This is a genomic window from Musicola keenii, from assembly GCF_014855505.1.
In the GTDB taxonomy this organism is placed as follows: Bacteria; Pseudomonadota; Gammaproteobacteria; order Enterobacterales; family Enterobacteriaceae; genus Musicola; species Musicola paradisiaca.
The window spans coordinates 405,507-430,080 of record NZ_JAAWVW010000001.1 but is presented as its reverse complement, the minus strand read 5'-3'; the positions used below and the strand labels follow the sequence as shown (position 1 = coordinate 430,080).

At 57.1% G+C, this 24,574-nt stretch carries 18 protein-coding genes; 11 read left to right on the top strand and 7 right to left on the bottom strand.

Annotated features, from left to right (window positions below; genetic code table 11):
- Positions 1-173 precede the first annotated feature (173 nt).
- The 5 genes from HEP82_RS01905 (at position 174) to pckA (ending at position 6,294) form a co-directional block, all read left to right on the top strand.
- Positions 174-2,318, top strand: a complete 2,145-nt coding sequence (locus HEP82_RS01905; RefSeq protein WP_192456535.1) for an IgaA/UmoB family intracellular growth attenuator — start codon at positions 174-176, stop codon at positions 2,316-2,318.
- 88 nt (positions 2,319-2,406) lie between these two features.
- Positions 2,407-3,084, top strand: a complete 678-nt coding sequence (gene yrfG, locus HEP82_RS01900; RefSeq protein ID WP_192456534.1) for a GMP/IMP nucleotidase — start codon at positions 2,407-2,409, stop codon at positions 3,082-3,084.
- A gap of 10 nt (positions 3,085-3,094) precedes the next feature.
- Positions 3,095-3,508 (top strand): ribosome-associated heat shock protein Hsp15, encoded by a 414-nt coding sequence (gene hslR / locus HEP82_RS01895; RefSeq protein WP_192456533.1) that lies wholly within the window; start codon positions 3,095-3,097, stop codon positions 3,506-3,508.
- 26 nt (positions 3,509-3,534) lie between these two features.
- Positions 3,535-4,407 (top strand): Hsp33 family molecular chaperone HslO, encoded by an 873-nt coding sequence (hslO, locus tag HEP82_RS01890; RefSeq protein ID WP_192456532.1) that lies wholly within the window; start codon positions 3,535-3,537, stop codon positions 4,405-4,407.
- A 267-nt stretch (positions 4,408-4,674) separates the two neighbouring features.
- On the top strand, positions 4,675-6,294 hold the full coding sequence (pckA, locus tag HEP82_RS01885) for a phosphoenolpyruvate carboxykinase (ATP) (RefSeq protein ID WP_192456531.1): 1,620 nt from the start codon (positions 4,675-4,677) through the stop codon (positions 6,292-6,294).
- Positions 6,295-6,498: 204 nt separating this feature from the next.
- Here pckA and envZ read toward each other — a convergent pair whose 3' ends face one another.
- Both envZ and ompR read right to left on the bottom strand, forming a co-directional pair.
- The gene (envZ, locus tag HEP82_RS01880) at positions 6,499-7,857 is read right to left on the bottom strand and encodes a two-component system sensor histidine kinase EnvZ (protein WP_192456530.1); all 1,359 of its coding nucleotides are present in this window, start codon (positions 7,855-7,857) and stop codon (positions 6,499-6,501) included.
- Positions 7,854-8,573 (bottom strand): osmolarity response regulator transcription factor OmpR, encoded by a 720-nt coding sequence (ompR, locus tag HEP82_RS01875; protein WP_012763962.1) that lies wholly within the window; start codon positions 8,571-8,573, stop codon positions 7,854-7,856. Before ompR ends, envZ begins: the two co-directional genes overlap by 4 nt.
- A gap of 272 nt (positions 8,574-8,845) precedes the next feature.
- Here ompR and greB point away from each other — a divergent pair, with 272 nt between their 5' ends.
- The 4 genes from greB to HEP82_RS01855 all read left to right on the top strand — a co-directional run bounded on the left by greB (position 8,846) and on the right by HEP82_RS01855 (position 15,770).
- Positions 8,846-9,328, top strand: coding sequence for a transcription elongation factor GreB (gene greB, locus HEP82_RS01870; RefSeq protein WP_192456529.1), 483 nt, complete (start codon positions 8,846-8,848; stop codon positions 9,326-9,328).
- A gap of 145 nt (positions 9,329-9,473) precedes the next feature.
- Entirely contained in the window at positions 9,474-11,462 is a 1,989-nt protein-coding gene (locus HEP82_RS01865) for an LTA synthase family protein (RefSeq protein WP_192456528.1), read from the top strand.
- Positions 11,463-11,605: 143 nt separating this feature from the next.
- Positions 11,606-13,312: a lysophospholipid acyltransferase family protein gene (locus tag HEP82_RS01860; RefSeq protein WP_192456527.1), complete on the top strand. Its 1,707-nt coding sequence runs from the start codon at positions 11,606-11,608 to the stop codon at positions 13,310-13,312.
- 127 nt (positions 13,313-13,439) lie between these two features.
- Positions 13,440-15,770 (top strand): Tex family protein, encoded by a 2,331-nt coding sequence (locus HEP82_RS01855; RefSeq protein WP_192456526.1) that lies wholly within the window; start codon positions 13,440-13,442, stop codon positions 15,768-15,770.
- A gap of 335 nt (positions 15,771-16,105) precedes the next feature.
- On the opposite strand, the gene bioH is transcribed toward HEP82_RS01855, so the two are convergent.
- Entirely contained in the window at positions 16,106-16,885 is a 780-nt protein-coding gene (gene bioH, locus HEP82_RS01850; RefSeq protein ID WP_192456525.1) for a pimeloyl-ACP methyl ester esterase BioH, read from the bottom strand.
- A gap of 55 nt (positions 16,886-16,940) precedes the next feature.
- On the opposite strand from bioH, the gene gntX reads away from it, so the two are divergent.
- Both gntX and nfuA read left to right on the top strand, forming a co-directional pair.
- On the top strand, positions 16,941-17,642 hold the full coding sequence (gene gntX / locus HEP82_RS01845; RefSeq protein WP_192456524.1) for a DNA utilization protein GntX: 702 nt from the start codon (positions 16,941-16,943) through the stop codon (positions 17,640-17,642).
- A gap of 59 nt (positions 17,643-17,701) precedes the next feature.
- On the top strand, positions 17,702-18,277 hold the full coding sequence (gene nfuA / locus HEP82_RS01840; protein WP_012763955.1) for a Fe-S biogenesis protein NfuA: 576 nt from the start codon (positions 17,702-17,704) through the stop codon (positions 18,275-18,277).
- An 88-nt stretch (positions 18,278-18,365) separates the two neighbouring features.
- Here nfuA and malQ read toward each other — a convergent pair whose 3' ends face one another.
- From malQ to glpG, 4 genes are read right to left on the bottom strand one after another with little or no spacing between them, the layout of a single operon-like run.
- The gene (gene malQ, locus HEP82_RS01835; RefSeq protein ID WP_192456523.1) at positions 18,366-20,489 is read right to left on the bottom strand and encodes a 4-alpha-glucanotransferase; all 2,124 of its coding nucleotides are present in this window, start codon (positions 20,487-20,489) and stop codon (positions 18,366-18,368) included.
- A gap of 12 nt (positions 20,490-20,501) precedes the next feature.
- Positions 20,502-22,919: a maltodextrin phosphorylase gene (malP, locus tag HEP82_RS01830; protein ID WP_192456522.1), complete on the bottom strand. Its 2,418-nt coding sequence runs from the start codon at positions 22,917-22,919 to the stop codon at positions 20,502-20,504.
- Positions 22,920-22,964: 45 nt separating this feature from the next.
- On the bottom strand, positions 22,965-23,723 hold the full coding sequence (locus HEP82_RS01825) for a DeoR/GlpR family transcriptional regulator (RefSeq protein WP_012763952.1): 759 nt from the start codon (positions 23,721-23,723) through the stop codon (positions 22,965-22,967).
- A 24-nt stretch (positions 23,724-23,747) separates the two neighbouring features.
- A complete protein-coding gene (glpG, locus tag HEP82_RS01820; RefSeq protein WP_192456521.1) occupies positions 23,748-24,572 on the bottom strand; it encodes a rhomboid family intramembrane serine protease GlpG in 825 nt (274 codons plus the stop codon).
- Between the last annotated feature and the right edge of the window lie 2 nt (positions 24,573-24,574).

Sequence of the window (24,574 nt, the reverse complement as noted above, 5' to 3'; positions counted from 1 at the left end):
CCTCATTCCTGATAAAAGCCTTGATTGTTATCATCATGTGTTCCACAGATAATCGTGGGTGAATTCAGTCAGTAAAGGCCACTAACAAAGTTGCATGGATTAACACAAAGCGTGCATTTCTGTTAGTATCCGAGCATAACAGAGGGAGCCTTACGCTGTTGGATGGCAATAATATGAGCACAATACTCATCATATTGGCTGTATTGTTTACCACTCTGATCGCGATAGGGGCGTTCATTGGCTATCGCATGCATCGTCGTACTATTTTTGCCAAACGTTTACCAACTACACCTGCGGGGCATCGCCAACTGACCCCGGAAGAGTGTATTGCCGTTGAACATTATCTGGATATGAGCGTCCAGAATCGTGCGTCCTCAGCATTCCCCTCACCGGCCCCATGCCGTCCCCGTTTGCTGCAAAATAGCCGGGTTTATCAGATATCCCACAGCATCAACCGTTACGGATTGAGCATCGATACGCCCAATCAATGGCGCTATTTCATCGATACACAGGAAATTTATCTTCCCGCTCAGTGGGAACAGTACATTGCGCAGGATAATCAGATCGAACTGATAAAAACCCGATCTATTCCACTCGTGATCTCGCTGAATGGTCATTCATTGTCTGAACTCGTCGACAATATCCATACCACAGCAGAGCGCGACATCCCTGGCGATCGCGCATCCATCAGCGCTGAACAGCACGAACATACCGAACTGGTTTCCATCCGTAAGGAGACGCAAGAAGAGCACGCGATACACCGTTCCCGCGGCATCCGGGACGCCGGTTTGCTGGGATTGTCATTCCTGCTGCTGGTTTTCAGTCTGAACAGCCCGATAACTATCCTACCCTGGCTGGCGGGCACCGCGCTCCTTATCGCCATCTGGTGCTGCTGGCAGTTGTTCCGGCCGCCGCTGTCGCGGGAATTACGAGACGTACATTGCCTAAATGGCACCCCGCAATGCCTGGGATTATTCAGCGATACGGGGCAAACCCCGATCAAAAACGTCTCACTCGGCAACATCGATCTGATCTATCCGCCACACTGGCAACCTTATATCGGCTACGATCTCGGCAAAAAAACGGATGTTGATATCTATCTCAATCGGCAAGTGGTACGGCAGGGCAAATATCTGTCGCTGCATAACGAAGTGAAATTCTTCCCGCTGCAACACTGGGGACGCAATCTGGTGCTCGCGTGCGGCTCCCTGATAAGTCTGATCCTGCTGTTGGTATACATACCGCTCGACCTTCCCCTGAAATTGAGCATGGCCTGGATGCAAGGCGTTGAAAACATTCATGTGTCACAGGTTGACGAGCTGGAGCGCATGACGCTTCATCTCGGCGATAAACTGCAGATTCAGGGTTCCGGCATGTGTTACGTGCCGCCGCTCAATCACGATACGACGGCGCCGAAATCATCTTCGTTCTCGCCGTTCGACTGTTCGGCCATTTACTGGAACAAGGCAGCCCCTCTGCCATTGCCGGAATCTGAGATTATCGATAAGACCATTGCGTTGAAAAAAACCTTGAACGATCAGTTACACCCGCCGGCGAACAATGACAGTTCGGTGAATTCACCGCTTGCCAACACCATCCAGAAATCGGGCATGATCCTGCTGAATGATTTCTCGGATATCGTATTAAAAACCGATGCGCTGTGTGAAAAAGACGACGATTGTGTACGCCTCAAAAACGCACTGGTAAATCTTGGAAACGCGAAAAACTGGGACATGTTGGTTAAACGCGCACGCACCGGCGCGCTGAAAGGCACCAGCGTCATACTTCGCCCGGTCAGCGCCGAGTCGCTGGAATCCCTGGTTAATAATGCGGCGGACAGCTTCTACGGCCGGGAAATCAGCGCCGCCACCAACTCATTGAACAGCCCGTCGCCAGGTGGTTTCCTGATTCGCAGCGACGAGGGCCGGCAATTCGTGACCCATCCCTTGCCGGGCACGCCACTACGTGACTTTCCGCCTCAGGAACAGTGGCAAGAGCTGCAACGGCTGTCCTCGTTGTTGCTGCGCACACCATTCTCGGCCAATGGCGTAATCACCCAAATTAGCGTTGATGCCAATGGTACCCGTCATATCTCACTACACAGCGAACCCGACGCCGTCACGTTGTGGCGTTCGTTGGGCAGTTGCCTGCTGTTATTGATGTTCAGCGTCATTGTGGTGCTCAACCTGGCGCTACTCATCATTAAATATCGACGCGGCCAGCAACGCATCGCCAATATTCAGCAATATTATGCCCGCCATCTGGCACCAGAAGCGCCAGCCTCCGCCGTTGTTTACAGCAACACGATTCACTCTTAGGCGGCACCCTGCGAATATGCTACCCTGACGCTCGTTATCTGCCGTCATGCCGGTCTTTCTGGATGACGGCATTTTTTCAGGAGTGCGTATGGGTTCCGAATTAAACTGGAGTGAAATCGACACCGTCCTGTTGGACATGGACGGCACTTTGATCGACCTGGCGTTCGACAGCTATTTCTGGCTGCAACTGGTGCCGCAGACCCTCAGTCACCAGCGGGGCATCAGCCTTGAACAGGCACACCAGTTAGTTGAGCGGGAGTATCATGCCGTGCAGCATACGCTGAACTGGTACAGCCTGGATTACTGGAGCAAACAGCTAGAGCTCGATATTTACCAGATGACTAGCGATATCGGTCATCGCGCCAGTTTGCGTCAGGATACCGCGCCCTTTCTCAATGCATTACGCTCCTGCGGAAAAAAAACCATCCTGCTGACCAATGCCCATCCCCATAGTCTGTCAGTCAAGGTGGAACATACCGGACTGGATCAATACCTTGATTTACTGCTTTCCACCCATACTTACGGATATCCGAAAGAAGATCAGCGGTTATGGCATGCCGTTCAGGCTCAAACCGGTTTTAACCCGGCCCGGACGCTGTTTGTAGACGACAGCGAACCGATTCTGGATGCCGCTAAAACGTTCGGTATTCGTTATTGCCTGGGCGTTAGCAACCCAGATTCCACCAGCCGGAAAGAAAAGCAGTTCTTCCAGCACCCGTCAATGAACGATTACCGGGGGCTCTTGCCGGCGCTCGGTCAACCCTAACGGAGGCTTCATGAGCAAAAAGCCCGAATCTGATGACGAACACGCGGTTCGTCTGGATAAATGGCTGTGGGCTGCCCGGTTTTACAAAACCCGCGCTATCGCCCGGGAAATGGTGGATGGCGGGAAAGTGCATTACAACGGCCAGCGCAGCAAGCCAAGCAAGCTGGTCGAGCTGGATGCCGAGATCACGCTGCGGCAGGGAAACGACGCACGAACGGTTATCGTATGCGCCATCAGCGATCAACGGCGATCCGCGCAGGAGGCGCAAACCCTGTATCAGGAAACGCCGGCCAGCATCGAAAAGCGAGAGAAACTGGCGCTGGCCAGAAAACTGAATGCGTTATCCATGCCGCACCCGGATCGGCGTCCGGATAAAAAAGAGCGCCGGGATCTGATTAAATTTAAATACAGCGACACCGAATAAACCGGTGCCGACGCGAGAGAACCATTATGGCCAATCATGACCAATTACATCGTTATCTGTTCGAAAACTACGCCGTGCGCGGCGAGCTGGCGACAGTCAGCGAAACATTCCAGCATATGCTGGCTAATCACGACTACCCGGTAGCCGTAAAAACCTTGCTGGGAGAACTGCTGGTCGCCACCAGTCTGCTGACCGCCACGTTGAAATTCAGCGGCGACATTACCGTTCAGGTTCAGGGCGACGGCCCGTTAAAACTGGCGGTCATCAACGGCAACCACCAGCAGCAAATGCGCGGCGTCGCCCGCCTGCAAGGCGAGGTAACACAGGGCAGTTCGCTGCGGGAGATGGTGGGCAACGGTTATCTGGTGATCACTATCACGCCGACCGAAGGTGAACGCTATCAGGGGGTGGTCGGTCTGGACGGCGACACTCTCGCCGCTTGTCTGGAAAACTACTTCCAGCAATCCGAACAACTGCCGACGCGGCTATTCATTCGCACCGGCGAGCACGAAGGCAAGAGCTGTGCGGCAGGTATGTTGCTGCAGGTGCTGCCGTCGCAGCAGGGCAGCCGCGACGATTTCGACCACCTTGCGCAACTCACCGCCACCGTCAAAGGTGAAGAGCTGTTTGGACTGGCGGCCAATGACGTGCTCTATCGTCTATACCATCAGGAGAGCGTCACACTGTATGAACCGCAACCGGTCGAATTTCAGTGTCACTGTTCTCGGGAACGTTGTGCCGATGCGCTAATGACGCTGGCGGAAAGCGAAATCCAGGAGATTCTGGAGCAGGACGGGCAGATCGATATGCACTGCGACTATTGCGGCAGTCACTACCTGTTCAGTAAGTCTGACATCACGACGCTGCGTCAGGCGCGCCCGCCACAAACCCTGCACTGATCCGCGCACTCTGGCGCCTTTAAGCGCCCACCTATGTTGCAACAGAAGCGAGGCATTCTCCGGGTGCCTCGCTTCTGCTTTTTCTCCACCACGGGAGCGGACGCCATCCATTTCGGATACAAAACGACCATATGATTACTTTCCATTCACATGGATAAGCAAAGTTATTAATGAATTTATTTAATTTTATGATTGTATGCGTGGTTAAAATAAGCTCGTCCCTTACACTTGTTAACAGCATGATTATAACAATCGAGGAGTAGCAATATGCAGATTACCGACATTCAGCCAGAAGCATTGTTGGCTTATGGCATTCATGATGTCCGTGAAATTGTCTACAACCCAAGCTACGATTTGCTTTTTGAAGAAGAAACATCTCCTGCCCTGCAAGGTTATGAACGCGGCGTCGAAACCCGTCTGGGTGCCGTTGCCGTAGACACCGGTATATTCACCGGCCGTTCGCCGAAGGATAAGTACATCGTTCGTGATGACGTCACCCGGAACACCGTCTGGTGGTCCGATCAAGGCAAAGGCAAGAACGACAACCACCCGCTCAGCCAGGAAACCTGGCAGCACCTCAAACAGCTGGTTACTCAACAACTGTCAGGCAAACGTTTGTTTGTGGTGGACACATTCTGCGGCGCCAACGCTGATTCCAGGCTGAAAGTCCGGTTCATCACTGAAGTCGCCTGGCAGGCGCACTTTGTGAAAAACATGTTCATCCGGCCGAGCGATGAAGAACTGCAAAGCTTCGAACCCGATTTCATCGTGATGAACGGCGCCAAATGCACCAACCCGCAATGGCAGGAACAGGGGCTGAATTCCGAGAATTTCGTCGCGTTCAACCTGACCGAACGGATCCAGCTCATCGGCGGAACCTGGTACGGCGGCGAGATGAAGAAAGGGATGTTCTCCATCATGAACTATCTGTTGCCGTTGAAGGGCATTGCCTCCATGCATTGCTCTGCCAACGTGGGCGAGAAAGGCGATGTCGCCGTCTTCTTCGGGTTATCCGGCACGGGCAAAACCACATTGTCCACCGATCCGAAACGTCAGTTGATTGGCGACGACGAACACGGTTGGGATGATGACGGCGTATTCAACTTCGAAGGCGGTTGCTATGCCAAAACCATCAACCTGTCCGCCGAAGCGGAACCGGATATCTATCACGCTATCCGTCGCGATGCGCTGCTGGAAAACGTCACGGTACTGACTGACGGTACTGTAGATTTCAGCGATGGCTCCAGGACGGAAAACACCCGCGTGTCGTACCCGATCTATCACATTGATAACATTGTGAAGCCGGTATCCAAAGCCGGGCACGCCACCCGCGTAATCTTCCTGACCGCCGACGCATTCGGTGTGCTGCCGCCAGTATCCCGCCTGACGTCCGATCAGACCCAATACCATTTCCTGTCCGGTTTCACCGCCAAACTGGCAGGCACCGAGCGCGGCATCACCGAACCGACGCCCACCTTCTCCGCCTGCTTCGGCGCGGCTTTCCTCTCGCTGCACCCAACCCAGTACGCCGAAGTGTTGGTCAAACGGATGCAGGCCGCCGGCGCGAAAGCCTATCTGGTCAATACCGGCTGGAACGGCACCGGCAAACGTATTTCCATCAAGGATACGCGCGGCATCATCGACGCCATTCTGGACGGCAGCATTGACGACGCGGAAACCACCGAGTTGCCGATCTTCAACCTGGCGATCCCGACATCACTGCCGGGCGTCGATCCGGCCATTCTGGATCCCCGCGATACCTATGCCGATCCGGCGCAATGGCAAAGCAAAGCTGAAGATCTGGCCCAGCGTTTTGTCACCAATTTCGACAAATATACCGACACGCCGGCCGGTGCCGCTCTGGTAAGCGCAGGCCCGCAGCGATAAACACGCAAGAACCGCCAGCCACATCGACATAAACAGTAAGGGTGTTCCTCTCGGGGAACGCCCTTCAAACTGATGGCAAACCTGGCTGCCTTCAGCAAACGATGACTGGCATGGAAGAGTAAAGCGTTCGCGCTGACAAGGACGTACTGGCCGTGCCCTTACGATCCATCCATGATTGCCGCTTGCCGCACGTTGTCAGCAACCTCACCCGCCCTTTTTCGAAGCAACCGCCACCGGGGATGAAAAGGTCAACGGCAAGTAAGCTCGAATTCTCAAGCCGCCGCGTTCACTGGTGCCGATATCCAGCGAACCGTTATGGGCATCCACGATACGCTGCACAATCGCCAGCCCCAACCCGGTGCCGCTGGTGCTACGGGCACTGTCGCCGCGCACAAACGGTTGAAACAGATGTTTGAGTTGCAAAGGATCGATGCCGGGGCCGTCATCCTCAACCTGAAACCAGGCCCGTTGCAACTCCCGACCACTACTGACACGGATCCACCCGTTACCGTAGCGGGTGGCATTCACCACCAGATTCAACGCGGCGCGCTTGATGGACAACGGACTGATCCTCACCGTCAGTTCACCATCGGCAAACTGACTGTCAATGACCCGTTCATAGCCGCTTTCCGCCGCCACAACCTCACCCAAAACCGAATTCAAATCAGCGACTTCCATCTGCATTTCCTGCCCAGTTCGCAGATAGTCGATAAACTGCTCGATAATGGCGTTGCACTCTTCAATATCCTTATTGATCGATTCCGCCAGATAGTCGTCTTCCTTGCTCATCATCTCCGTCGCCAGGCGGATGCGCGTCAACGGCGTGCGCAGATCATGGCTGACGCCGGCCATCAGTAAGGTACGATCATCCGCCAACAGCTTGACCCCGGCGGCCATATGGTTAAAAGCTCGCGTTACCGAACGAACCTCCGAGGCACCGTATTCACGCAACGGCGGCGGAATAATGCCTCTGCCGACCTGGGTCGCCGCATGTTCCAGCTCCACCAATGGCCGGTTCTGCACCCGGATGAACAACCAGGCGCCGCCTATCACCAGCAACATAATCGCCAGGGTATACCGGAACAGCGGTGAAAAATCGCCCTGATGGATTTCCGTCAACGGTACGCGCACCCAGATATCCGGCGACAACCAAGTCTTCAGCCATACCACCGGCGTATTTTTGCTGACTTCGACCCGCACTTCCGTCGGGCCGCCCAGTTGCTGCGCCATCTGCTGACTCAGAAACTTATAGTGCTGTGCCCAGCGCAAACCGCTCTCCTCCGCCGCCGTGTTGGTGTACAGAGAAATGCCCAGCTCACGGTAGATTTCCCGACGAAAAGCGGGGGGAACTTCAAGCGTGGAACCATCCTCCAACTGCAGCTTGTCGGTCATCAGCATTCTGACCTCGTAGGCCAGAACCTTGTTGAATTGCTGCAAGCTGGGCAGGATGGCGAAATTGAGCACCACCAGATAGGTGGTGACCAGACTGACAAACAGCAGTGTGACAATCAGCAACAGCGTGCGGGCGAAGGCGCTGCGCGGAGAGAAGCGCCATCGAATCATGCTTTACTGCCGTCAGGCACAAACACGTATCCCAGACCCCACACGGTTTGGATATAACGCGGATGCGCCGGATCCTCTTCCACCATACGGCGCAGTCGGGAGATCTGCACATCAATGGAGCGTTCCATCGCGCTGTATTCACGACCACGCGCCAGATTCATCAGCTTATCGCGGGATAAGGGTTCACGCGGATGGCTGACCAATGCCTTCAACACCGCGAACTCGCCGCTGGTCAACGGCATCGGTTCGTCATCGCGGAACATTTCGCGCGTCCCCAGATTCAGTTTGAACTTGCCAAACGAAATGATGGCTTCTTCCTGAGACGGCGCGCCCGGCAATTCATTGGCCTGGCGACGCAACACCGCTCGGATGCGGGCCAACAGTTCCCGCGGGTTGAACGGTTTGGGAATGTAGTCATCCGCACCGATTTCCAGCCCGACGATACGGTCTACTTCTTCCCCTTTTGCCGTCACCATAATAATCGGCATCGGATTGCTCTGGCTGCGCAAACGACGGCAAATGGACAACCCATCTTCGCCCGGCAGCATCAGGTCAAGCACCATCAGATGGAAAGACTCGCGCGTCAGTAAACGATCCATCTGTTCGGCATTGGCTACGCTGCGTACCTGAAAACCCTGTTCGGTCAGATAACGTTCCAACAGCGCGCGCAGGCGCATATCGTCATCCACTACCAGAATTTTATAATTTTCTTGCATCTCTAACTCTCCAAAGGCGTAAATCGCCGCCGAACCGACCGTCAGCAGTGCCCGCGATAGCGACGCGGCGCACGCTGATATTGTTCAGAAACCGACAGCGAACGGACAGTCGTTTCTGGTATATATTCTAAGCAAAATTGTTACAAAGGATATAAAAATACGTTGTAATCAAACGTTTCCTTTGTTCAACACCGCCGGTCATGCCATAAATGGCAGCATATCCGCTATCTTATCCCTGTACCCATAAAACCACCGCGATTCCAGTACCGAATATGAAGACTGATTTGATCACCCGCGAAGGCTACGAGGCCCTACATCAAGAACTCAATTACCTGTGGAAAGAACGTCGTCCCGAAATTACCGAAAAAGTCGCCTGGGCCGCCAGCCTCGGCGATCGCAGCGAAAATGCCGACTATCTCTACAATAAACGGCTGTTGCGTGAAATCGACCGTCGGGTGCGCTATTTGCGAAAGCGCTTGCAAATCGTACGGGTCGTCGACTACTCGCCCCAGCAGGAAGGCAACGTGTTTTTCGGCGCCTGGGTGGAAGTGGAAAACGAAGCGGGCGACGTCAAACGCTTTCGTATCGTCGGCCCCGACGAAATCTACGGCCGTAAGGACTACATCTCCATTGATGCGCCTATGGCTCGTGCGTTGCTGAAAAAAGCCGTCGATGAAGAGGCTGTCGTCAATACTCCGGCGGGGCCGCGAGTGTGGTATATCAATAAAATCAACTACCAGAATCCCATCGATTGACTCCCTCACCGCTGCCGTCCGGCCGACGGCAGCGAGAATGCCTACCATTCATATTTTTTTCATCTTAGTGACACTTTGCTGAGATTTTTCTGTCATAGCACCGTAGCATCCCACTCCTGACGAGATTTAGAGAATAAAAACAAATATGTATCAACAGCGTACCCGTATCTTTTTGAAGACCTTGTGGTGGCAGGTTTTGCTGCTGAGTCTACTGCTTTCGGGCGCCCGACTGACCATGTATCAGGTATTCGCCGACAAACAGCAATTGCAACAATACGATGCCGCAGTGAAGCTGATGTGGCTCACCGGACTGCGTTACGATCTACGCGCCGTGTCCATTATTCTGGCGCCATTACTGGTCATCGGTTTGCTGCTAGGGCTGCATCGCGCCGGCTGGCGCTGGTTGCAACGCCTGACGCCCTGGTATCTTGGCGTCAGCGCCCTACTGGTCAGCGCCATCGCCATCATCAACTACTTCTACTACCAGACGTACCATACCTATATCGATATCTTCGCGTTCGGGTTGATCGATGACGGCCCAGGCGCCGTATTAAGAAACATCTGGCAAGACTACCCGGTCGTTATCTCGTTATTACTGGTGTCGCTGTGCGCCTGGTGCGCCTCCCGGCTGGGCAAACGCATACTGCGGACACCCCCACCATCGGGCATGCTGTCCACAACCACATTTATCGTCTATCTGCTTATCAGTCTGCTGCTGTTCTTCGCCATGATCCGAGGCAGCATGAGTACCTTCCCGCTACGGCGCAATGATTCGCAAATCTCTTCCGTCACGATTCTGAACAAACTGACGCCCAACGGCCTGATGGCTTCGGCGTGGGCGATTGGCGATCGGGACGACGATATCCGCTTCGAGCCGGTAACGCGCACGGCAGGAGAACAGTTGCGCCATCAAAGCGGGTTGCCGGCGCTGGACGCCCGCACGCCGAATAATCCCTGGCTGGCGGCGCACCGCCCCAACGTCGTCGTCGCGCTGATGGAAAGCATGGGCAGCAACATGCTGGTTTATGACCATCTGCCGGATAACGACATGTTGGGCGCTCTGCGGCCGCACTTCGCGTCGGACTTTGTGTTCCGCCGTTTCGTGTCCGAAGGCAACGGCACCGCGCCGTCGTTTGCCGCATTGTTTTTCCACAGCCCAATTCAGAATCTCAGCCACTCATCCGCACAGTACACCGCGTTGGACGACACCCCTTACGCCACCTACAAAAAAGCGGGCTATAAGGTGATTTTCATCACCTCCGGCAGCGGTATGTGGCGTAATTTCGGCAACTATCTGCCCCGGCTGGGCGTTGACGAAATCTACGATCAACGTTCACTGATGGAGCGCTACCCGGAGTCACGCGCCATGCTGACCGACTGGGGCGTACCGGACGAATTCGCCTTTCGCCTGGCGCAAAAACTGCTGGCGGAAACCAGCCAGCCGCTGTTCATCAGCATCCTGACCGTGACCAACCATCCGCCCTACCAGATCCCCGCCAGTTATCGCCCGCAACCGGTACGCGCCGGACCGGAGATGATGGCGCATGCGGAAGTTGGCCAGCAAGAACAGGAGTCCATCGCCGCGACCTACCAATACGCCACTAATGCGCTAGGCGATTTCATCGCCGCCGTCAAAGCCTCCTCCGGGGGCGAATCGACGCTGATCGCCGCCACCGGCGATCACCAAATGCGCCGGCTAAAAGCCCAGTACCCGCACGAACAGTTCCTCGATCGTGCCGTGCCGTTCTATCTGTACGTACCGAAAACCATTCTGGCGCAGACCGCCTGGCGTTTTGACGCCTCGCGCCCCGGTTCGCACAAAGACATTTTCCCGACGCTCTACGCCTACAGCCTGTCCGATACGCCCTATTACGCGCTGGGCGGGCGTAATATGCTGGCGCCGCAGGATGATGCGACGCGCGCGTTTGGTTACAACCAGGTGTTATGGATCGACGAACAGGGGATTACGCCTATCGGCAGCGGCGGACGCTACCCCTGGGATCCCGCCAACCCAATGCTGACACAAGCCGATGCGCAACCTATCAGCACGGAGCAACAACAACGCACCGTCGCCTACCCCGCGCTGCTGCGCTGGCAGATCAACGCCCGCGAACAGGGCGTCATCGACCAATAGCCGTCAGGCGGCGTCCGGCTCGATCGGACGCCGTTTTTCTTCCACGCCATTTCCGTTACGTTCAGAAAAATTTATTCCGGCTTTGACATAAAGATGTCATTTCCCTCCCTTACCGTGGCATCGGTGATTATGGAGGCCCGTATATGTTTAGCCTGGATACCATTCTGCAAGATATCGCTCCGCATCGTCCTACGCCGAACTGGCAGCGTTCCATCCTGAGTGCGCTGTTGTTTGAAACCGAAATGCAGGACTTTGCCCAGCGTTATCCCCATCTGAAAGGCCTGGATCTGGTGGAACAGATTCTGGATTATTTCCACCTGAACTGTGAAATGACGGATGGCGCGCTGGAAAATATTCCCAGCCGTGGGCCGGTTGTACTGGTCTCCAACCATCCTATCGGTTCGCTCGACGGGCTGGCGTTGCTGCGTGCAGTCGCCACGGTGCGCCCCGATGTGCGCATCGTCGCCAGCCAGTTGTTGTCGTATGTCGAGCCGTTGAAGAAACTGTTCTTCGCCGTGGACAATTTCAGCAACCGTACCCGACGCCAGCAAATCACTGCGATACAGGAGCACCTGAGCAATGACGGCGCGGTGATCCTGTTCCCGGCTGGCGAAGTCTCCCGCATGAGCCTGAAGGGGATCCGCGATAGCCACTGGCACAGCGGTTTTATCCGGCTGGCGGCCAAAGCGCGCGCGCCGATCGTTCCCATCCACGTCAGTGGGCGCAACAGCAACCTGTTCTACCTCTCCTCACTAATCTATCGCCCGTTGTCCACGCTGTTGCTGGTACGGGAGATGTTCCGTCAGCAAGGCAACCGGCTACGCATCCGTATCGGCGCCCAGATCCCCTACGCAACCTGGAGTCAGGGCGAATGGTCGCCAAACGATCTGGCCGCCCGTTTCCGCCGCCATGTCTATCGACTCGGACAGGGCAAACCCGGTTGTTTCGCCGGCGAAAAACCGATCGCACTACCGGAAGACCGCACCCTGCTGCGACGTGCGCTGTCCGACTGTGAAATTCTCGGCACCACGCCGGACGGCAAGACCATTTATCTCTACCAACGCCGTAACGAAGACTACGTGCCGATCCTGCGCGAGCTGGGACGGCTGCGCGAGATCGCCTTTCGCGCCGTAGGCGAAGGCTCCGGCAAACGCCGCGATCTCGACAGCTTCGACGACGACTACCTGCACCTGATCCTGTGGGATGAACGGGAACTGGACATCGTCGGCGCTTACCGCTTCGCACCGACCGCCAGACTGCTGGCGGAAAAAGGCCTTAACGGGCTCTACAGCCACAGCCTGTTCCAGTACGGCGAAGAGATGGCGCCGGTATTGGCAAGCGGCATCGAATTAGGGCGCAGCTTCATTCAACCCAAATATTGGGGCAAACGCGGGCTGGACTATCTGTGGCTCGGCATCGGCGCCTATCTGGCGCGCTACCCGCAATACCGTTATCTGTTCGGCCCGGTTTCCCTGTCTGGTTCGCTGCCGTCGCCGGCGCGCGATTTGCTGATTGCGTTTTATCGCATCCACTTCGCGCCCAGTCAGCCGCTGGCGCAGTCCCGCCGCCCTTATCCGGCGTCGTTGCCGGATGTGCTGCGCCAGTTTGAAGGCACCGACTATCAACAGGATTTAACCCGGCTGAAGAGCATGCTCAGCAACATCGGCTGCTCGATCCCGACGCTGTATAAACAGTATTCGGAACTGTGCGAACCCGGTGGCGTACAGTTTATCGACTTCGGCGTCGACCCGGATTTCAACAACTGCGTCGATGGGCTGGTGCTGGTCGATCTGCAACAGTTGAAAGCCTCCCGCCATCAACGCTATATCGCACCGTTCATCAACGAATAAGGTGTCCTCCGGGCGGCATCGTCGCCCGTTTCCTCCCGTTGTCCGACTGGCATTTTGCGTCATCTATCCGTATAACTGTCCCCCAGAAATTCATCCTTTTCACGTTCATTATTTAGCCGACAAAACCATGACGAACGCATTAAGCCAGATTATTGCCCACGAACTGCAGGCACGGCCGGAGCAGGTCAACGCTGCGGTTCAGCTGCTGGATGAAGGCAACACCGTGCCTTTTATCGCCCGCTACCGTAAGGAAGTGACCGGCGGGTTGGACGACACCCAGCTACGTCAACTGGAAACGCGCCTTGCCTATTTGCGCGAACTGGAAGAACGTCGCCAGACCATCCTGAAATCCATCGATGAACAGGGAAAACTGAGCGACGCGCTGGCGGCGGCGATCAACGCCACACTCAGCAAAACCGAGCTGGAAGACTTGTATCTGCCCTATAAACCGAAGCGCCGCACCCGCGGGCAGATCGCCATCGAAGCCGGGTTGGCGCCGCTGGCGGATAGCCTGTGGAACGAGCCGGCGCAGCAGCCGGAATCGACGGCACAAGCCTATGTCGACGCAGACAACGGCGTGGCCGACGTCAAAGCCGCGTTGGACGGCGCCCGTTACATCCTGATGGAACGCTTCGCCGAAGACGCCGCGCTGCTGGCCAAGGTGCGTGATTACCTGTGGAAAAATGCCCATCTGGTCGCTGCCGTAGTGGAAGGCAAAGAAGAGGAAGGCGCCAAATTCCGCGATTACTTCAACCACCGCGAACCGCTGTCGCAGGTGCCGTCGCACCGGGCGCTGGCGATGTTTCGCGGCCGCAACGAAGGTGTGCTGCAACTGTCGCTCAATGCCGATCCGCAGTACGACGAGCTACCGAAAGAGAGCTACTGCGAGCAAATTATCGCCGACCATCTGGGCGTGCGCCCGGCTGGCGCGCCGGCAGACGGCTGGCGACGGGCGGTCATTAGTTGGACTTGGCGCATTAAGGTGCTGTTGCATCTGGAAACCGAACTGATGGGCAGCGTGCGGGAGAAAGCGGAAGAGGAAGCCATCAACGTCTTCGCCCGTAACCTGCACGATCTGCTGATGGCCGCGCCGGCGGGCATGCGCGCCACCATGGGGCTGGACCCGGGCCTGCGCACCGGGGTGAAAGTCGCCGTGGTGGACGCCACCGGCAAACTGGTCGCTACCGATACCCTCTATCCCCACACCGGGCAGACGGCCAAAGCGGCTGCGGCGGTGGCGGCGCTGTGCATCAAACATCGCGTGGAACTGGTGGCGATCGGCAACGGCACCGCTTCGCGCGAGACGGAGCGCTTCTTCCTCGATACCCAGAAACAGTTCCCGGATATCAAGGCGCAGAAAGTCATCGTCAGCGAGGCGGGCGCGTCGGTATATTCCGCCTCCGAACTGGCGGCGCTGGAGTTTCCCAATCTGGATGTATCGCTGCGCGGCGCGGTTTCCATCGCCCGCCGCCTACAGGATCCGCTGTCCGAACTGGTGAAAATCGACCCGAAATCCATCGGCGTCGGTCAGTACCAGCACGACGTCAGCCAGACCCAACTAGCGAAAAAGCTGGATGCGGTGGTGGAAGACTGCGTCAATGCCGTCGGCGTCGACCTGAATACCGCGTCAGTGCCGCTGCTGACCCGCGTCGCCGGGCTGACCCGCCTGATGGCGCAGAATATCGTCGCCTGGCGCGATGAAAACGGCCGCTTCAACAACCGCGACCAACTGCTGAAAGTCAGCCGCCTCGGGCCGAAAGCCTTCGAACAGTGCGCCGGTTTTTTGCGCATCAACAACGGCGATAACCCGCTGGATGCCTCCACCGTGCATCCGGAAACCTATCCGGTGGTGGAGCGCATTCTGGCCGTGACCGAGCAGAAGCTGCAGGAACTGATGGGCAACGCCAATGCGCTGCGCACGCTGAAAGCCGCCGACTTCACCGATGAGCGCTTCGGGGTGCCGACCGTTACCGACATCATCAAAGAGCTGGAAAAACCGGGCCGCGACCCGCGTCCGGAATTCAAAACCGCCAGCTTCGCCGACGGCGTAGAAACCCTTAACGATCTGACGCCGGGCATGATTCTGGAAGGCGCCGTCACCAACGTCACCAACTTCGGCGCGTTTGTGGATATCGGCGTTCATCAGGACGGGCTGGTGCACATCTCTTCGCTCGCCGATCGCTTTGTCGACGACCCGCATAAAGTGGTGAAAGCCGGCGACATCGTCAAAGTGAAGGTGCTGGAAGTGGACCTGCAACGCAAACGCATCGCGCTGACTATGCGGTTGGACGAACAGCCGGGCGACGGCAACGCGCGTCGCAGCGGCGAGCGTGACAACGGCAATACACCGCGCCAGCAACCCTCCGGCAACAAAGCGCGCCCGCGCCAGGCCAGCAGCACCCCAGCCGGCAACAGCGCCATGAGCGACGCGCTGGCGGCGGCGTTTAAGAAGCGGTAACACGTTGCAAAAAGTCCCTGACGCCGTCAACCCGCGTCAGGGGCAACACGCATCGTCCGGCGATCACGCGAGAAATTTTCATGTCGCATCCGTCCTCAAAAGCCGTCATCGGTATCTATCAACGTGACGCTCACATATGAGACAAGATCCGACAGCGTTATTTTGGCGAACGCAACTGACTCGACCGCTTTCCGGCACGGCCACCTGAACACCGCGCCATCCTGGATATAGGATGCAGCTCCAGTGCGCCGATCGGTGCTTATTTCATGACCCGCGGCCATCGAATGGCCGGCATTGATACCTCTCCGCCGCTGACGGCACGTTGCCGTTCAGGCTCATCGTTCCCCATGTTGTCGGGCAAACGCGACCAGATGTTCCACAAAAGGCTCTGGGTGGGAAATAAACGGTGCATGGGAAGCCTTCGGCATCACCACTGAAGTGGAATGTGGGAATTGTTCGTCCATCAGCATGGCGACCTTGCGCGGCACCAGGCCGTCCAGCGCGCCGTACAGTCGCAGGAAGGGCGTGGTCAGCCCGGCCAGCTCCTGGCGTAAATCCGCCCGGCGCAAAATCTCCAACCCCCCGCTCAGAACCGCTGTCGTCGGGGAGGGTTGCTCGGTGACTACCGACTTCAGCAACCGCGCATCCTTTCTGGCACTTTCGGTGCCCAGCGTCTGCAACGCCAGAAACCGTTCGATCGTACCGGAGAAATCTTCGTTCAGCAGTTGCTGAAAACCAGACAGCACCAGCGGCTTGATGCCGGGCCATTCATCCTTGGCCTCAAAACAGGGGGAGGATGCTACTGTCACCAGCGCGCTAACGCGCTCCGGCGCCCGAAGCGCCGCCAGGCTAGCTACCAGCCCACCCAGCGACCACCCCAACCAGACCGCCCGCGCCGGCGCGCCCGCCAACACCGTCGTGGTCATCTCCTCCAGCGACAGGGCACCGAACCCCTGACTGCGCCCATACCCGGGCAGGTCTACCCGATGCAGGCGAAAATGCGGCGCCAGCCGCACAACGATGCTGTTCCACACCTGCGCATTCATTCCCCAGCCGTGCAGCAACACAAGTTCGCATTTTCCCGAACCTTCCGTTTGCCAGTGCAGTGATTCCATCGGTTATTGTCCTTGTTCAAATGTGGTCGAGACCGGATTAATCAGGGAAGACAAGATGCTTACGCCTATGGCGCGGTGCTGGCTCTGCCAGCAATCGCTTTATGATAGTCATCACGGAATTTGCAGTCACTGCCTGCGTCATCTGCCCCAACCACCTGTTTGCTGTCCGCGCTGTGGTCTGCCCGCCGCCAATCGCGTTCTGCCCTGCGGCCGTTGCCTGCAACATCCGCCCGCCTGGCACAGCTTACTGTTGGTCGGCGATTATCAGCCTCCGTTCAACCAGTTGATCTGGCATTTCAAATTGCAGGGGAAAACCGAACTGGCGCCGGCGCTGGCGCGGCTGTTGCTAATGTGCTGGCTGGAACGACGACGGCAAATGGCGCTGACCCGCCCCGACGACCTACCGCGACCGGACATTCTGCTGACCGTTCCATTGCACCGCTGGCGACACTGGCGACGCGGTTTCAATCAATCCGACCTGCTGGCCCGACATCTCGCGCATTGGGTTGGCTGCGCATACCATCCTGACGGGCTGGCGCGAACACGAAACACGGCGCAACAGCGGACGCTGCCCGCCGCCGCCCGGCGCCGCAACCTGAAGGGCGCGTTCAAATGCCGTATGGCGCTCGACGGCAAGCGGGTCGCCCTGCTGGACGACGTCGTGACGACCGGCAGTACCGTGGAAGAAATCAGCCGGATACTGCTGGCGGCGGGCGCAGCCCAGGTGCAGATATGGTGTTTATGCCGCACCTTGTAGTCACCGCGAGGATGGGCGTATTATAACCAACTAATGTAGTCAACTATTGAGTTAACATCATGATTCGTATTACCGACTCTGCTCAGGAGCATTTTGCCAAACTGCTGGCAAAACAAGAGGAAGGCACCCAGATTCGTGTTTTCGTCATCAACCCCGGCACGCCCAACGCTGAATGTGGGGTGTCCTACTGCCCGCCCGATGCTGTCGAAGCTAACGACACCGAGCTGAAATTCGAAAAATTGTCCGCTTATGTGGATGAGCTCAGCGCCCCTTATCTGGAAGAGGCGGAAATAGACTTCGTCACCGACCAACTAGGCTCCCAGCTGACGTTGAAAGCGCCCAACGCCAAAATGCGCAAAGTCTCCGATGATGCGCCGCTGATGGAACGGGTGGAATACGTGCTGCAATCCCAGATCAACCCGCAGCTGGCCGGTCACGGCGGTAGGGTAACGCTGATGGAAATTACCGAAGAAGGCTACGCCATCCTGCAGTTCGGCGGCGGCTGCAACGGCTGCTCCATGGTGGACTACACGTTGAAAGAAGGCATTGAGAAAGAGCTGCTGCAAAAATTCCCCGAGCTGAAAGGGGTTCGCGACCTAACTGAACACCAGCGCGGCGAACATTCCTACTACTGATGGGACTCTACGGCACTCGTGATTGCCGGAAAGAGCGACCAACGGCGGCCAAACGGCCGCCGTTTTGTTTGACATCCCAACATCACACTTACGCATCCGCCGACGGCGTGGCGTCAGTTTTTTTCTTGCGTCCGCGTACCGGTACCGGCCCACCGCGCCGCAGATCGATATCACGGATCAGACGTTCCAGATTGCGATCGGTAAAAATGGAATCCAGAGTACGGCTCAATTTGCGCCGCCAGTTGGGATATTCCCGATCGGTACCCGGCACATTGACCGGCGTCGCCATATCCAGCCAATCTTCCAGTTGCAACCCCAACAACGCACTGGCGCTATCCGCCAGATAGCGCTGAACACCGCGGTTCAGGTGCGAACTCATCGATGTCAGAGCCGCATTGCGCCCGACCCGCTGCGGCAACAACCCTTGTTCATGCAACGCATCCAGCATGCCCTGTTTGGCAAGTTCGCGCTCTTCCAGCTGAAGTTGCAGAATGTCATCATTGGGATAGAGCCCCAAATCCTTGCCCAACGTCAGATCCATCCCTTGCCAGAAACCACGCAGCGTCGGCAAATCATGTGTGGTGATCGTCGCCATCGAGCGACGAGGATATTCGCCCGGCGCACGGTAGCGATTTTTCCGATCCTTTTCGAAAAACAGCACCTTATAGGAATAGATACCGTTCTCCTCCAGCCGCTGTACCACCTCTTCCGGGACGGTGCCCAGATCCTCGCCGATCACCAAACAGCGATGACGCTGGCTCTCAAGCGCCACGATCGCCAACAGGTCATCCACCGGGTAGCGCACATAGGCACCGCCCGCCGCGGTATCGCCGCCAGGGATCCACCACAGACGCAGCAACCCCATGACGTGATCGATACGTAACGCGCCGCTGCTGGCCATATTACGGCGCAGCATATCGATAAACGGCTGGTAGCCACGCTGTTGCAACGCATACGGATGCATCGGCGTCAGGTTCCAGTTTTGTCCCTGCGGCCCCAGTGGATCGGGCGGCGCGCCCAGCGTCACATCCAGACAGTACAACTGCCTGTCCCCCCAGGTATCCACGCCGCCCTGCGCCCCACCGACCGCCAGGTCGCGGTATAATCCGATGGGCATACCCAGTTGGCGGCTACGCTCAAAACAGGCGGCCAACTGCTCATGCGCCACCCATTGCAGCCAGCAGTAAAACTGGATCTCCTCGGCATTTTCCTGACGAAAACGCATTACTGCGTCCCCGCCCGCCTCACGGTACTCCTCCGGCCATCGCCGCCAATCCGCCGGAATGTCGCCTTGCGCTTTCAGGTAAACCAGCAACGCATCATAGGTCGCCTGTTGCTGCAAACTCTCACCGCCATTCCTGATGAACTGCTGAAACGCCGTTTTGCGATGATCCAGCGGGCTGCGACGGCAAAAATGCTGGAACGCCAGACGCAACGCCGCCAGCTTCAGCGTCGTCACCGAGGTATAGTCCACCCAGCGGTTGGCACGGGCGACCAACACCTGCCGCTGAATATCGTCACGCCGCCACCATGCCTGGGCGGCTTCGCTGTGGTGAAAATCCTCCACCTGATTGACATCGATATAGATGATGTTCAACCAGTGGCGGGATGACGGGCTGTAGGGGCTGGCGGCTTCCGGTTCCGCCGGGTAGAGCGAGTGCAACGGGTTGAACCCGACGAAAGCACCGCCCCGGCGCGCCACATTTTCCACCAGCGACTTCAGATCGCCAAAATCGCCGATGCCCCAGTTATGTTGTGAACGCAGGGTATAAAGCTGCACGGTGATCCCCCACCAGCGGCGGCCATTCGTCAACGGTTCGGGCTCATAGCAGCCCGATGGTGCAACGATGATCCGGCATGACCACTGTTTTTCCCCTTGCTCCAACACCAGCTGGTGATAACCGATAGGCAATGTGTCGGGTAACGACAATACCTGCCCAGCCGATACCTTCCCTTCCGTCCCGCCCCCTTTTTCATAAGTGATAATCCATCCGTAGTCTCCTTCCCCCCCAGGCTTCAACGTCATGGGTTTGCCCTGACGAAAAACGCACACCGGCGGCAACCGCGCCCCGGCGATATCCTGTGGGGCGAGCAATTGCATCAGCTTCTCCCGGGTCTCTTCAGCTATCACCTGTTCATTGCCATAAGCATCTTTATAGGTGTCAACGAGCCCTACCGGATAACGAACGGATTTCTTTGCCTTTAACACCATGATATTCATTCCTTAACGACGCACGGTCCAGATGCGTTGCTGATAATCATGAATCGCCCGATCGGCACTGAACATTCCCATGCGAGCGGTATTCAAGATGCAACGACGAGTCCATTCTTCAGGTTTACGATAAAGCGCATCCACACGCTGTTGTGCCTGGCAATAGGGCGTGAAATCCGCCAGGACCAGATAGGGATCGCCGTTTTTTAACAGACTTTCCAGCAGTGGAGCGAATGCGGTTCGGTCGCCGTGGCTGAACACCCCGGACGCCAGCTCATCCAACACCGACGCCAGCAAAGGATGGCCTGCGATATAGCGCTCGGGCTTGTAGCCCTTGGCCTGCAACGCTTTAACCTGATCCACCGTATGCCCAAAGATGAACAGGTTCTCCTCGCCCACCTGCTGAGCCATTTCCACATTGGCGCCATCCAGGGTGCCAATCGTCAGAGCACCGTTCAGCGCCAATTTCATATTGCCGGTACCGGATGCCTCTTTGCCCGCCGTCGAGATCTGCTCCGACACATCCGCCGCCGGAATAATTCGTTCCGCCAGAGAAACCCGATAGTCCGGCAAGAACACCACCTTCAGGCGATCGTTGACACGTTTGTCCCGGTTGATACGCTCCGCTACGCCGTTAATCGCGTGAATGATGTTCTTGGCCAGCACATAGCCCGGCGCCGCTTTCGCGCCGAACAGAAAAATGCGCGGAACTATATCCAGCCCCGGGTTATCACGCAATTGCCGGTACAAGGAAAGAATGTGCAACAGATTCAGATGCTGACGCTTGTATTCATGCAAGCGCTTAATCTGCACATCAAACATCGCCGACGGGTCGATCAGGATGCCATATTCTCGTTGTATGAATCGGGCGAGCTCAGCCTTATTGTCCTGTTTGATTTTCCGGTAGCGCGCTTGAAATCCGGCGTCATCGGCGTAGTCCGCTAACGTCTCCAGTGCCGTCAGGCGATTGGCCCATGGGGTATGCAACGTTTCATCGATCAACGACGACAGTGCCGGGTTGCATTGCAGTAGCCAACGGCGCGGCGTAATCCCATTGGTAACGTTATGAAATTTTTCCGGCCACAGTTGGTGGTACTCAGGGAACAGATCGCGAATGATCAAATCGGAATGCAGTTGCGCCACACCATTGACGGCAAAGCAGGCCACCACGCACAGGTTGGCCATTCTCACCTGACGGCGATGCAGCACCGCCACCCGCGGCCATATACGGCGATTGCCGGGCCAATGCGCTTCCACCTGCTGACGGAAACGCTCGTTGATGGTTTTGATGATGGAAAAATGCCGCGGCAGCAAACGGCGGAACAACCGCTCATCCCAGCACTCCAGCGCCTCCGGCATCAGGGTATGGTTGGTGTAGGCGAACAGACGGTGGGTGATATCCCAAGCCTGCTCCCAGGGCAGTTGGTGTTCATCCAGCAACAACCGCAGGGTCTCGGGGATCGCCAGCGTCGGGTGGGTATCGTTGAGTTGGATGACCTCCAGATTCGGCAAGGTCTCCAGCGCTCTGCCGGCCTGCAGATGGCGTCGGAAAATATCCGCCACTGCGCAGGCGCACTGAAAATATTGCTGCATCAACCGCAGACGCTTGCCGGCCGGGTGGTTATCGTTCGGATAGAGCACCTTGGTCAGGCTACTGGCGGCGATGCCCTGCTGCTCGGCGCGTAGATAGTGGCCCGCGTTGAACTGCGCCAGATCGAACGGCTCCGGGTGCGTCGCCTGCCACAAGCGCAGCGGTAACATCACGCCATTGTGGTAGCCGATGACCGGGATATCGGTGGCTTCGCCAATCACCACCTGCGCCGGCACCCAACGCTCGCCGCCATCCGGCTGCGGGATCACATCGCCGCCAAACCCGACCTCCACCGCCAGTTCCGGACGCGGGTGCGACCAGGGGTAACTGTCGCGTTGCCAGTCGTCCGCCGTTTCATGCTGCTCGCCCGCGTCAAAATGCTGCCGAAACAGGCCGTATTGATAATGCAGACCGTAGCCAATCGCCGGCTGCGTCGCCGTCGCCATCGCGTCCAGGTAACAGGCGGCCAGTCTCCCCAAGCCGCCGTTGCCTAATGCCGGGTCGGTTTCCTGTTCCAGGATGTCGCTCAGCGTCAGTCCATGCCGTTCCAGCACTTGCGCCACCACGCCATACCAACCCAGATTGATCAGGTTGTTGGCGGTCAGGCGACCCGGTAAGAACTCCATCGACAAATAGTTCACATGCCGGTATTCGACCGGCGCGCCGGCGAGGCGGGCATCCGAGTCCGCCGCCAAAGCATCCACCTGTTCCGACAGCGCGGCACACACCGCCTGCCAACACTGACGCGGCGTCAGCTCCCGCAGGGATGAACGACCATAGGCATTGAGTTTACGAAATAGAGAATCGGAGAATTGCGACAGGTTGAACGAGGATGACATCGTGCCTCTCTCCTCTGTGGGCTATGGGAAAAAGGCACGGCGGGATCAGCACAACTCCAACTGTACCTTATGTTGTTCAATAATTTTCAGCACACTGGGCGGTGGTAACTGATCGGTAAAAAGATAGTCGATCAGATCCATATTGCCCAAATTGACCATGGCATTACGGCCGAACTTGGAGTGGTCTGTCACTAACATGACACAACGGGAGTTTTCAATAATCGCGCGTTTGGTACGAACTTCGTGATAGTCGAACTCCAGCAGCGAACCATCCATATCAATCCCGCTGATCCCCAGAATGCCGAAATCCAGCCGGAACTGGGAAATAAAATCCAGCGTCGCTTCGCCGATGATGCCGCCGTCCCGGCTACGAACCTCGCCGCCAGCCAGAATCAGACGAAAATCTTCTTTGGCGGTCAGCAGCGTAGCTACGTTCAGGTTGTTGGTGACAACCCGCAGCTCCTTATGGTTCATCAACGCATGCGCGACGGCTTCCGGCGTCGTACCTATGTCTATAAAAAGCGTAGCACCATCGGGGATCAGACTCGCGACTTGCTTCGCAATCCTGGCTTTTTCGTCCGACCACATCATTTTCCGGTCATGGTAAGCCGCATTGACGGAGCTGGAAGGCAGCGCCGCCCCGCCGTGATGACGATGGATCTTACTCTGCTCGGCCAGATCGTTCAGATCGCGGCGAATCGTTTGCGGACTGACCGCGAAGTGTTCCACCAATTCTTCCGTACTGACATACCCCTGCCGACGTACCAACTCAATGATCGCGTCATGCCGCTGTGTCTGCTTCACATTTCTCCCCTCGAACCGTTGGGATCATCGGCGTTTGCCGTAAGTATCCCACCAGGCCATCAGCAAGCCGATGACCAACCCCGCGACATGCGCTGCATTCGCGATAGACATACCTAAAATATCGAAATACCCCGCTATCAACCACAGCAGAGCAAAAATCATCAAACCTCGTTGCAGATGCAGTTCCCCATCAGGCTCCCGTTCGCCGCGCAACCAGACGTACCCCATCAGCGCGTAGACCACCCCGGACAAGCCGCCGAAGTAAATCCCGCTGAACCCATACTGCACCCAACCGCTCACCGCCGCCGACAACAGCAGGATCATGCACAACCGGCGCGTCCCCAGCACCCGCTCCACCGGGCCGCCGAGATACCACCACCACATCAGGTTGAACAACAGGTGCAACAGAGAAAAATGCATCAGCGCATGACTGAACCAACGCCAGAGTTGCAGACGATGCGCCGCGTCGGGAAACGCGAGCACCAGCAGCATCCGGTCTACACCGTAGAGTTGCATCAACAGATAGACAACGACGGTCGCCAGCATCACGCCCAACGTCAACGGCCCGGCGCGCTGACGCAGCGTGGTCAGATAGGAAAACGACTGATAACGCAGACCCGCCCCGGTAGACCCGGTCTGCCAACTGGCCGCCTGATAGCGCTCGTGCCAGGGTTCGCGCAGAAACTGCTCCAACTGCTGTTGCACCCGAGCCTGCTGGCTCTCATCCGGCAACCAGATATCGGCCTGGTCGCCATCAAACTGAATCACCAGCCGAACCTGGTGCGTGCGCATATAGTCCACAAACGCCTGCGCCAGACGCGGGTTGGACAGCGAAATAATGCGGATCATGC

Excerpts from the sequence above, each read along its gene's own strand:
- HEP82_RS01905 (WP_192456535.1), top strand. The coding sequence starts at position 174 with ATGAGCACAATACTCATCATATTGGCTGTATTGTTTACCACTCTGATC.
- yrfG (WP_192456534.1), top strand. The coding sequence starts at position 2,407 with ATGGGTTCCGAATTAAACTGGAGTGAAATCGACACCGTCCTGTTGGAC.
- hslR (WP_192456533.1), top strand. The coding sequence starts at position 3,095 with ATGAGCAAAAAGCCCGAATCTGATGACGAACACGCGGTTCGTCTGGAT.
- hslO (WP_192456532.1), top strand. The coding sequence starts at position 3,535 with ATGGCCAATCATGACCAATTACATCGTTATCTGTTCGAAAACTACGCC.
- pckA (WP_192456531.1), top strand. The coding sequence starts at position 4,675 with ATGCAGATTACCGACATTCAGCCAGAAGCATTGTTGGCTTATGGCATT.
- envZ (WP_192456530.1), bottom strand. The coding sequence starts at position 7,857 with ATGATTCGATGGCGCTTCTCTCCGCGCAGCGCCTTCGCCCGCACGCTG.
- ompR (WP_012763962.1), bottom strand. The coding sequence starts at position 8,573 with ATGCAAGAAAATTATAAAATTCTGGTAGTGGATGACGATATGCGCCTG.
- greB (WP_192456529.1), top strand. The coding sequence starts at position 8,846 with ATGAAGACTGATTTGATCACCCGCGAAGGCTACGAGGCCCTACATCAA.
- HEP82_RS01865 (WP_192456528.1), top strand. The coding sequence starts at position 9,474 with ATGTATCAACAGCGTACCCGTATCTTTTTGAAGACCTTGTGGTGGCAG.
- HEP82_RS01860 (WP_192456527.1), top strand. The coding sequence starts at position 11,606 with ATGTTTAGCCTGGATACCATTCTGCAAGATATCGCTCCGCATCGTCCT.
- HEP82_RS01855 (WP_192456526.1), top strand. The coding sequence starts at position 13,440 with ATGACGAACGCATTAAGCCAGATTATTGCCCACGAACTGCAGGCACGG.
- bioH (WP_192456525.1), bottom strand. The coding sequence starts at position 16,885 with ATGGAATCACTGCACTGGCAAACGGAAGGTTCGGGAAAATGCGAACTT.
- gntX (WP_192456524.1), top strand. The coding sequence starts at position 16,941 with ATGCTTACGCCTATGGCGCGGTGCTGGCTCTGCCAGCAATCGCTTTAT.
- nfuA (WP_012763955.1), top strand. The coding sequence starts at position 17,702 with ATGATTCGTATTACCGACTCTGCTCAGGAGCATTTTGCCAAACTGCTG.
- malQ (WP_192456523.1), bottom strand. The coding sequence starts at position 20,489 with ATGGTGTTAAAGGCAAAGAAATCCGTTCGTTATCCGGTAGGGCTCGTT.
- malP (WP_192456522.1), bottom strand. The coding sequence starts at position 22,919 with ATGTCATCCTCGTTCAACCTGTCGCAATTCTCCGATTCTCTATTTCGT.
- glpG (WP_192456521.1), bottom strand. The coding sequence starts at position 24,572 with ATGATCCGCATTATTTCGCTGTCCAACCCGCGTCTGGCGCAGGCGTTT.